The following is an 8,619-nucleotide window of genomic DNA, read 5'->3' on the forward strand; positions in this document are numbered from 1 at the left end:
CGCCCGACATCCATAGCATCGGCGAGATGTGCCCCGCCTTCACCTTCGACACGATCATCGCCGCGACCGTGGCAATGATGAACGCGGTAGTGGCGGCGATGACGCGCGCGATCGGTGCGCCCGGCGTGAGGAAGTTCACCGCGAAGAACACCGCGAGCGGGCCATAGTCGATCGCCATGCGGAGACCGGGGGACAGGGGGGATTTGGTCACTATGTCTTCCAAGAAATACGGTAAATCCCGTTCGCGCCGAGCCTAGTCGAACGACATTGCCACAAGCTGACCGGTCCTTCGACTACGCTCAGGACGAACGGGAGAGTCGCACGCGGGCGGCGCGTTACTTTCGAACGCTCTCCACGCCCGCGATGATCCGGCTCACCTCGTTCGCGTCGAACGGGCGCAGGTCGGTCATGTCTTCGCCTATGCCGATCGCATGGATAGGGAGGCCGTATTTCTCCGCCGCCGCGACCAGCACACCGCCGCGCGCGGTGCCGTCGAGCTTGGTCATCACCAGGCCGGTGACGCCTGCGACTTCCTTGAAGACCTCGATCTGTTGCAGCGCGTTCTGGCCGGTGGTCGCGTCGAGCACGAGGACGATGTCGTGCGGGCTCTCGGGGTTGATGCGGCCCAGCACGCGGCGGATCTTGGCCAGCTCATCCATCAGCTCGCGCTTGTTCTGGAGGCGGCCCGCGGTGTCAACGATCAGCACGTCGATGCCCGTCTCGGTCGCCTTCTTGACCGCATCCCATACCACGCCCGCCGCGTCGCCGCCCTCGGGACCGGTCACGATCGGCACGCCGACGCGCTCGGCCCAGGTGCGCAGCTGCCCGATCGCGGCCGCGCGGAACGTGTCGCCCGCTGCCAGCATCACGCCGTAATCCTGCTCCATCAGCAGATGCGCCAGCTTGGCGATCGTCGTCGTCTTGCCCGAGCCGTTGACGCCGATCACGAGGATGACTTGCGGCCGCGGAAACGCGTCGATCTCGATCGGCTTGGCGACCGTGGCCAGCACCTTCTCGACCTCCTCGGCGACGATCACGCGGATGCCGAGTTCTTCCATGTTGCGCTCGAAACTGCCTTCGGAAAGGCGGTGGCGGATCCGGCCGGCGGTTTCGGGGCCGAGATCGGAGGCGATCAGCGCCTCCTCGATATCGTCGAGTGTCGAGTCGTCGAGCCGTGCGCCGCCGAGGCCGGCGAGGTTGCCGACGAGCCGGTCGGAAGTGCGCTTGAAGCCGCCGATCAGCTTGTCGTGCCAGGTTGGGGTGGTGCTCATGTCAGTTCCCGTGTTGCGCGGAGGCGGTCATTGGTCGCGCCGGTGATCGTGATGCGGACGATGTCGCCGGGTATGGCGGGTTCGTCCAGTAAGACTTCGGCGAAATTGCCAATATGCCCGCGGTCGCCGGGGCGCTCGACAAGCAGGTCCTGGCGGGTGCCGACCAGCGTTTGCAGCCAGCGCGCGCGTGCTGCTTCACCGGCTTGTCGAAGGATCGCGGCGCGATCGCGGCGGACCTCGGGCGCGACCTGCGGCATCCGCGCGGCGGGGGTGCCGGCGCGGGGCGAATAGGGGAAGATGTGCGGGTGGACGATCTGGCAGTCGTCGATCAGCGCGCGCGTGTTGGCGAACATCGCCGCGTCCTCGGTCGGGAAGCCGGCGATCAGGTCTGCGCCGATCGCGATGTCGGGTCGCGCGGTCTTGAGGCGATCGACCAGCGCGACGCTGTCGGCGCGCGCGTGACGGCGTTTCATCCGCTTGAGGATCATGTCGTCGCCTGCCTGAAGCGAGAGGTGGACGTGTGGCAGGATCCGTCGCTCGGTCGTCAGCAGCGCGAACAGCCGATCGTCGATCTCGATCCCATCGAGCGACGACAGCCGCAGGCGTTCCAGTGTGGGTACATGCTGGAGGATGCGTTCGACCAGATGGCCGAGCGTCGGCGCGCCGGGAAGATCGGGCCCGTAGCTGGTCAGGTCGACGCCGGTCAGAACGATCTCGCGGTGGCCCGAATCGACCAGTCCGGCGATCCGGTCGACGACGGCGCCGGCGGGCACCGACCGACTAGGGCCACGACCGAACGGGATCGCGCAGAAGGTGCAGCGGTGGTCGCAGCCATTCTGCACCTCGACGAACGCGCGAGCATGGGCGGAGAAGCTCGCGGCGAGATGCGGCGCGGTTTCGCGGACCTGCATGATGTCGCTGACGAGCACCGGGGCGGGGGCGTCCCACGCCGCGCTGGTCAGCTTGTCCGCATTACCGATGACACGGTCGACTTCGGGCATCGCCGCAAAGCTGCCGGGGTCGATCTGCGCAGCGCACCCAGTGACGACGATGTGTGCGTCGGGCCGATCGCGTTTCGCGCGGCGGATCGCGACGCGCGTTGCCTTCACCGCGGCGTTGGTGACCGCGCAGCTGTTGACCACGACCATGTCCCGCCCGGCGACGAGCGCGCGGATGGTCTCGCTTTCGGCGATGTTGAGGCGGCAGCCGAGGGAGATGACCTCTGGCGCGGGGGCGGGTGACATGCGCGCGATTTAGGAGCCGCGCGGAGCGAAGTCCACGCCTTGCGTTGGCGCTGGTGCACTGATGGGGCGGCGGCGTGCGCGCGCGGTCAACTGGCCAGGCGTGGGGCGATGCCGCGCAGCGGGGTGCCATCGCGGTCCGGCCGCTGCGCCAAAAGCCGCTTTTCCGCCAGCAACCGCCGTACCTGCGCCGCGCCGAGCGGTCTGCCGTAAAAATACCCCTGGCCCTTTGCGCAGCCGATCCCGCGCAGCCGCTCCTCGACCGCGTCGTCTTCTATGCCTTCGGCGGTCGTAGGCAGATTAAGGCTGTCGCCCAGCCGGACGATCGTATTGACGATCGCCATGCTCTCAGGATTGGCGAGGATCGACGTGACGAAGCTCTTGTCGATCTTGATCCGGTCGAACGGCAGCGCGCGCAGATGGGCGAGGCTCGAATAACCGGTGCCGAAATCGTCGAGCGCGAGGCGGATTCCCTGGTTCTTCAGGCTGCCGACGATCGACTGCGCGAGCGGCAGGTTGTCGAACAGTGCGCTTTCGGTGATCTCGATCTCGAGCCGGCTGGCGGGGAAGCCGGTCTCGACCAGCGTCTTGATGATCTTCTGCGCGAGCCATGCGTCGCGCAGTTGCAACGGCGAGACGTTGACGGACAGGCTCAATCCCGCGTCCCAGTCACGCGCGGCGGTGAACGCCTGCCGCATGATCGACAGCGACAGGTCGCCGATCAGCCCGGTTTCCTCGGCAATGGGAATGAACACGTCGGGCGCGATCGTGCCCCTGGTCGGATGGTCCCAGCGGGCGAGCACTTCGAAACCGGTGATTCGGCCCGTGGTCAGGTCGATCTGCTGCTCGAAATATGGCACGATTTCTTGCGCAGGGATCGCGGCGCGCAAACCAGCCTCGAGTTCGCCGCGCAGTTTCAGCGAGCGTTCCATCGAATTGTCGAACCAGGCATGGCGGCCTCGACCGCCGGTCTTGGCTGCGTGGAGCGCGATATCGGCATTGCGCAACAACGCATCGACCGAGGCGCAGTCGACGTCCGACCGGGCGACGCCGATCGACGCACTCAAATGGATATCGACGCCGTTCGTGCGGAATGGGAGCGCAAGGCCGGCGACCAGACGCTCGGCGATCCGGTCGGCGACGCTCCTGTGCGCGGTGTCGAACACGAAGGCGCAGGCGAACTCGTCCGCCCCCAGCCGTGCGAGCAGGCTGGTGCTCGGCGCGATCGCGGCGATCGTCTCGGCGACATAGGCGAGCAACAGGTCACCTACCGCATAGCCGTGCAGATCGTTGACGCTCTTGAAATGGTCGATGTCGATCGTCAGCATGGCCATCGCCTTGCCGCGGCGGCGGGTACTGGCGAACAGCGTCGCGCCTTCCTCGGACAGGCTGCGGCGATTGAGGAGGCCGGTCAGCGGATCGCGCTGCGCAAGCGCCTGTGCGCGGCGGCCGGCTTCGGTCAGGTCGCTCAATTCCACGGCCAGAGCGCGGTAGCGGAACCAGCCGAACAGGATCAGCGAGACGTTGAGCAGCATCGTCGCGATCAGCGTGCGGTCTATCGTTGCGGTGCTACCGCGAAGATGGGCGAGCGCTTTGATCAGCACGGTACCACCGGTTCCCACGAGCAGCAGGAGCGCGGCGCCCGTGACGGCACCGGTCATGAATTCCCGACTGATGTTGCGGGGCGCACTTGTCGCCGCCGACTTTGCGATCATGAGGGGTGTCCGGTCCTTGATTGGTATGTGGTGTGCCATGCGAGAGGTGTAAGAGATGTTAAGGGCGCATCTGAGCGGGACGGGGCGTGGCGTGGGCGCGACTGGCTGCGACGTATCGGCCGCCGGACGTTGATCGCGATTATGATTGCTCCACGTCGGGGACCCGGTCGGATCGTCGGCAACCGCGGAAGACCAGGCCGCTGTCTCGCGCGGTCGCCTTGAGCGCTACCCGTCTTGCATCCGGCGCGGCATTCCCGTAGAGGCGGCCCACGTTCCGTTACGGGGCGCATTGGACGAGCATCCAAGGATGCACGCTGGCCGGCGAGGTTTCGCCCGCCGGCGCTTTTGCGTTTGGTGACGGTAATTGGGAGTATTTCGATGTTCGAAAGCCTGAGCGATCGACTTGGCGGCGTCTTCGACCGCCTTCGCGGCCGGGGTGCGCTGACCGAAGCGGATGTGCGCGCAGCGATGCGCGAAGTGCGCGTCGCGCTGCTCGAAGCCGACGTCGCGCTGCCCGTCGCGCGTGAGTTCGTCGAGAAGGCGACCGAGAAGGCCGTCGGCCAGAACGTACTCCGCTCGGTCACGCCGGGGCAGCAGGTCGTCAAGATCGTCAGCGACGCGCTGGTCGAGATGCTCGGCGCCGAGGCGTCCGAGCTCGAACTGGGCGTCACGCCGCCCGCAGTGATCATGATGGTCGGGCTTCAGGGCTCGGGCAAGACGACCACCACCGCGAAGATCGCCAAGCGGCTCGCGGCGGGGCAGTCGGCGATCGGCGGCAACGGGCGCGAGCGCAAGAAGGTTCTGATGGCGTCGCTCGACGTCAATCGCCCGAACGCGCAGGAGCAGCTCGCGACGCTCGGCACGCAGATCGATGTCGCGACTCTGCCGATCGTGCAGGGCCAGCAGCCGGTCGACATCGCGCGGCGCGCGATGCAGGCGGCCAAGCTGCAGGGTTATGACGTCCTGATGCTCGACACCGCGGGTCGACTCCATGTCGACCAGGCGCTGATGGACGAGATGAAGGCGGTCGCCGACGTCGCGAACCCGGCCGAGATCCTGCTCGTCGTCGACTCGCTGACCGGTCAGGACGCGGTCAACGTCGCGCAGAACTTCTCCGACCAGGTGCCGCTGACCGGCATCGTGCTGACCCGGATGGACGGGGACGCCCGTGGCGGCGCGGCGCTGTCGATGCGCGCGGTCACCGGCAAGCCGATCAAGTTTGCGGGGACCGGCGAGAAGCTCGACGCGCTCGAGGCGTTCCATCCCGAGCGTGTCGCCGGTCGCATCCTCGGCATGGGCGACGTCGTCAGCCTCGTCGAACGCGCTGCGGAGTCGATCCAGGCCGAAGACGCCGAGCGGATGGCGGCCAAGATGGCCAAGGGTCAGTTCGATATGAACGACCTGCGTGCCCAGCTGGCGCAGATGCAGCGGATGGGCGGGCTCGGCGCGCTGGCGGGGATGATCCCCGGCATGAAGAAGGCGCAGGGCGCGGTGGCCTCGGTCGGCGGCGAGAAGGTCCTCGTTCATATGGACGCGATGATCGGATCGATGACGATCAAGGAGCGCAACAAGCCCGAACTGATCAACGCCAAGCGCAAGATCCGCATCGCCAAGGGTTCCGGCACCACGGTGCAGGAGGTCAACAAGCTGCTCAAGATGCACCTCGAAATGTCGACCGCCATGAAGAAGATCAAGAAGATGGGCGGCATGAAGGGCATGATGGCGATGCTCGGAAAAGGTGGTCTTGGGGGCGGCCTGGGCGGGATTGGTAATGCGATCGGTGGGCCGCAGATGGGCGACATGCTCAACAAGGCCGGCGCAGGCGGGCTTCCGGGGGGCAATGCCGGCGGCGGCCTGCCGGGCCTGGGCGGCAAGATACCGCAGCTGCCGGCCAGCTTCGACGATTTTCTGAAGAAGAAATAACCTCTTATCCAACCCCATTGGTCCGGCGCTCGCCGGGCGAAATATTAGAAAACGAAGGAAAATATCATGGCAATCAACATTCGTCTCGCACGCGGTGGCTCCAAGAAGCGTCCCTATTACAAGATCGTCGTCGCCGATGCGCGCAGCCCGCGTGACGGCCGCTTCATCGAGAAGATCGGCAACTACAACCCGCTCCTCGCCAAGGACAACGAGCAGCGCGTGCAGCTCGACGCCGATCGCGCGAAGCATTGGCTGAGCGTCGGTGCGCAGCCGACCGATCGCGTCGCACGCTTCCTCGACCAGGCCGGCGTTCTCGAGCGGTCGGCCCGCAACAACCCGAACAAGGGCAAGCCCGGCGAGAAGGCCACCGAGCGCGCTGAAGAGCGTGCGACCAAGGCGGCTGAAGCTGCCGAGGCCGAAGCGGCTGCAAAGGCGGCACCTGCTGCCGAAGCAGAGGCACCTGCTGCTGAGACCGAAGAAGCCGCTTCGTAAGACTGCGGATGGGTCGGCTCCGATGGGGTCGATCCGTCTTTAAGCCGTCATCCCGGCGAAGGCTGGGATCCAGAGCCAAGGGCGGCAGCGTCTGTGGCTCTGGATCCTGGGTCGAGCCCCGGATGACGGATGGGGGGCGGCAACGCCCGCACCCGAATGGCGGTTCATGCGTTCTTTGTCGGTCTGTCACCCACAAGGAGCGCATGATGACCCCCGATCCAGATCCAAGAACAGCCCCCGCACCCGAGGACATCGAAGATGCCAGCAATGAAGGCGTCTCCGCCGAAGACCCCGCCGAAGGCGCCGACGACAGCCCCGGACCCGACACCGGCTCCGCGCAGGGATAGCGTGACGCTTGCCGTCGTGATCGGCGCGCACGGCATCGGCGGCGAAGTGCGGCTGAAGGTATTCGCCGAGAATTTCGGCGCCTATAAGAGCTTCAACGATGGCGCGCTGATGCTGAAGTCGGCGCGGGCTGGCAATAACGGCACGATCGCGCGCTTCGCCGAGGTCGCCGATCGCAATGCGGCCGAGGCGATGCGCGGGACCGAACTGACCGTACCGCGGTCGTCGCTGCCGCCGCTCGACGACGGCGAATATTATCATACCGACCTGATCGGGCTCGCGGTCGTTTCGACCGACGGGGAGTCGATCGGGCGGGTCGTTGCGATCGACAATTTCGGTGCGGGCGACGTGATCGAGATCGAGCGGCCGACTGGCAAGCGCTTCATGGTGCCGATGCGTGCCGAGGCCGTGCCTGAATGGGATGCGGACCGGCTGGTGGTCGAAGCGTCCTTCGCCGTCGAATAATCAGCGGCGCAACGGGCGCTGCTCCGACAGCATGTTGCGGATCGTCGTGGCGGCCACGCCGGCCTCGCCCATCGCGTGGCTGATCTGGTCTAGCCCCTTCACGACATCGCCTGCCGCGAACAGCCCGGGGATCGAGGTGCGTTGATGGTCGTCGACCTCGAGGCATCCTTCGTCCGTCGCGCGTGCGCCGGCCGCGACGGCGAGTTCCGACCGGATCACCGATCCCAGCGCGGGGTAGACACTGTCGAACGACAGCCGGCCCTCGACGGTATCCAGCGCTAAGCGGTCGCCTTCGATTGCGTAGTTACCGCAAGGCCCACCGACGCGGACGATCCCGGCCTCGTCGAGCGCCGCCTCGCAGGTCGCGTCGAGGTCATGGCCGCCGTCCGGCGCGATCAGCGTCACATCCTTGGTATAGCCACGCAGGAACAGCGCCTCGCGCATGCCGTGGTCGCCGGTGCCGATCACGCCGACGCGCTTGTCCGTTATCTCGTACCCATCGCAGATCGGGCAATAGCGGAACAGGCCGGCCTCGAGCGCTTCGTCATGGACCGCGTCTGGCATGGCGGGGCGATTGTTCACTACCCCGGTCGCGAGCAGGACGCTCCGCGCGCGGGCGCGGCGGTCGCCCAGGTGGACGGTGAAGCCGTCGCCGTCGACCTCGATCGCGTCGACGCGGGCGCCCTCGCGCACCGCGCCGTAGGTTTCGGCCTGCGCGAGCATCCGTGCGAGCAGGTCTGTCCCGCGGATCCCGTCCGGATAGCCCGCGTGGTTGTGCGTGCACGGGATCAAAGCGGCGCGGCTGCTGCCGCAGTCGAACAGCCGGATCGAGAGGTGGAACCGCGCGAGATAGATCGCAGCGGTGAGGCCCGCGGGTCCGGCGCCGATGATGATGCAATCGTCCATGCTGCTTTCCATCCGGGGCGAGCGTTTCGGCAGCGTAATTGTTCCGCGCGAGGAGTCCGTGTATATACATGCCGTGCATACGGAGTCGGTGATGGCCAAGGAATATCGCGCGAAGGTCTTCAAATCGGGCAATTCGGTTGCGCTGCGGCTGCCAAAGGCGCTCGGCATCGTCGAGGGCGCTGAAATGACGGTACGCGAGGACCGGGGCAGCTTCATCGTCGAGCCCTATTCGCCCAAGCCGAAGAAGATCGACCTGGCGGG

Annotated in this window: 10 protein-coding genes; 5 read left to right on the plus strand and 5 right to left on the minus strand. The window is 66.6% G+C overall.

Annotated elements, in window-relative coordinates; translation table 11 throughout:
* The 4 genes from ASE88_RS19560 to ASE88_RS13035 all read right to left on the minus strand — a co-directional run.
* Positions 1–211 (minus strand): septation protein IspZ (locus ASE88_RS19560; RefSeq protein ID WP_321163421.1); only part of this gene is annotated, 211 nt, incomplete at its 3' end.
* Positions 212–335: 124 nt separating this feature from the next.
* The gene (ftsY, locus tag ASE88_RS13025) at positions 336–1,271 is read right to left on the minus strand and encodes a signal recognition particle-docking protein FtsY (RefSeq protein WP_056478390.1); all 936 of its coding nucleotides are present in this window, start codon (positions 1,269–1,271) and stop codon (positions 336–338) included.
* Positions 1,268–2,515 (minus strand): tRNA (N(6)-L-threonylcarbamoyladenosine(37)-C(2))-methylthiotransferase MtaB, encoded by a 1,248-nt coding sequence (mtaB, locus tag ASE88_RS13030; protein WP_056478393.1) that lies wholly within the window; start codon positions 2,513–2,515, stop codon positions 1,268–1,270. Before mtaB ends, ftsY begins: the two co-directional genes overlap by 4 nt.
* 86 nt (positions 2,516–2,601) lie before the next feature.
* Positions 2,602–4,173, minus strand: a complete 1,572-nt coding sequence (locus ASE88_RS13035) for a putative bifunctional diguanylate cyclase/phosphodiesterase (RefSeq protein WP_082463399.1) — start codon at positions 4,171–4,173, stop codon at positions 2,602–2,604.
* 432 nt (positions 4,174–4,605) lie between these two features.
* Here ASE88_RS13035 and ffh point away from each other — a divergent pair, with 432 nt between their 5' ends.
* From ffh to rimM, 4 genes are all read left to right on the plus strand, one after another.
* Entirely contained in the window at positions 4,606–6,150 is a 1,545-nt protein-coding gene (gene ffh / locus ASE88_RS13040) for a signal recognition particle protein (protein WP_056478398.1), read from the plus strand.
* A gap of 66 nt (positions 6,151–6,216) precedes the next feature.
* Entirely contained in the window at positions 6,217–6,642 is a 426-nt protein-coding gene (gene rpsP / locus ASE88_RS13045) for a 30S ribosomal protein S16 (protein WP_055878503.1), read from the plus strand.
* 206 nt (positions 6,643–6,848) lie between these two features.
* Positions 6,849–6,989, plus strand: a complete 141-nt coding sequence (locus tag ASE88_RS19565) for a hypothetical protein (protein WP_234422849.1) — start codon at positions 6,849–6,851, stop codon at positions 6,987–6,989.
* A gap of 1 nt (position 6,990) precedes the next feature.
* Positions 6,991–7,452 (plus strand): ribosome maturation factor RimM, encoded by a 462-nt coding sequence (gene rimM, locus ASE88_RS13050; protein ID WP_055878500.1) that lies wholly within the window; start codon positions 6,991–6,993, stop codon positions 7,450–7,452.
* On the opposite strand, the gene ASE88_RS13055 is transcribed toward rimM, so the two are convergent.
* Positions 7,453–8,358, minus strand: a complete 906-nt coding sequence (locus ASE88_RS13055; protein WP_056478400.1) for an NAD(P)/FAD-dependent oxidoreductase — start codon at positions 8,356–8,358, stop codon at positions 7,453–7,455.
* Between the two features lie 91 nt (positions 8,359–8,449).
* Here ASE88_RS13055 and ASE88_RS19895 point away from each other — a divergent pair.
* Positions 8,450–8,619, plus strand: a 170-nt coding sequence (locus ASE88_RS19895) for an AbrB/MazE/SpoVT family DNA-binding domain-containing protein (RefSeq protein ID WP_156357056.1), incomplete at its 3' end; no start/stop codon positions are given.

The organism is Sphingomonas sp. Leaf38 (assembly GCF_001421825.1).
Taxonomy (GTDB): Bacteria; Pseudomonadota; Alphaproteobacteria; order Sphingomonadales; family Sphingomonadaceae; genus Sphingomonas.

Coding starts and splice junctions, on each gene's coding strand:
- ftsY (WP_056478390.1), bottom strand. CDS start 1,271: ATGAGCACCACCCCAACCTGGCACGACAAGCTGATCGGCGGCTTCAAG.
- mtaB (WP_056478393.1), bottom strand. CDS start 2,515: ATGTCACCCGCCCCCGCGCCAGAGGTCATCTCCCTCGGCTGCCGCCTC.
- ASE88_RS13035 (WP_082463399.1), bottom strand. CDS start 4,173: ATGACCGGTGCCGTCACGGGCGCCGCGCTCCTGCTGCTCGTGGGAACC.
- ffh (WP_056478398.1), top strand. CDS start 4,606: ATGTTCGAAAGCCTGAGCGATCGACTTGGCGGCGTCTTCGACCGCCTT.
- rpsP (WP_055878503.1), top strand. CDS start 6,217: ATGGCAATCAACATTCGTCTCGCACGCGGTGGCTCCAAGAAGCGTCCC.
- ASE88_RS19565 (WP_234422849.1), top strand. CDS start 6,849: ATGACCCCCGATCCAGATCCAAGAACAGCCCCCGCACCCGAGGACATC.
- ASE88_RS13055 (WP_056478400.1), bottom strand. CDS start 8,358: ATGGACGATTGCATCATCATCGGCGCCGGACCCGCGGGCCTCACCGCT.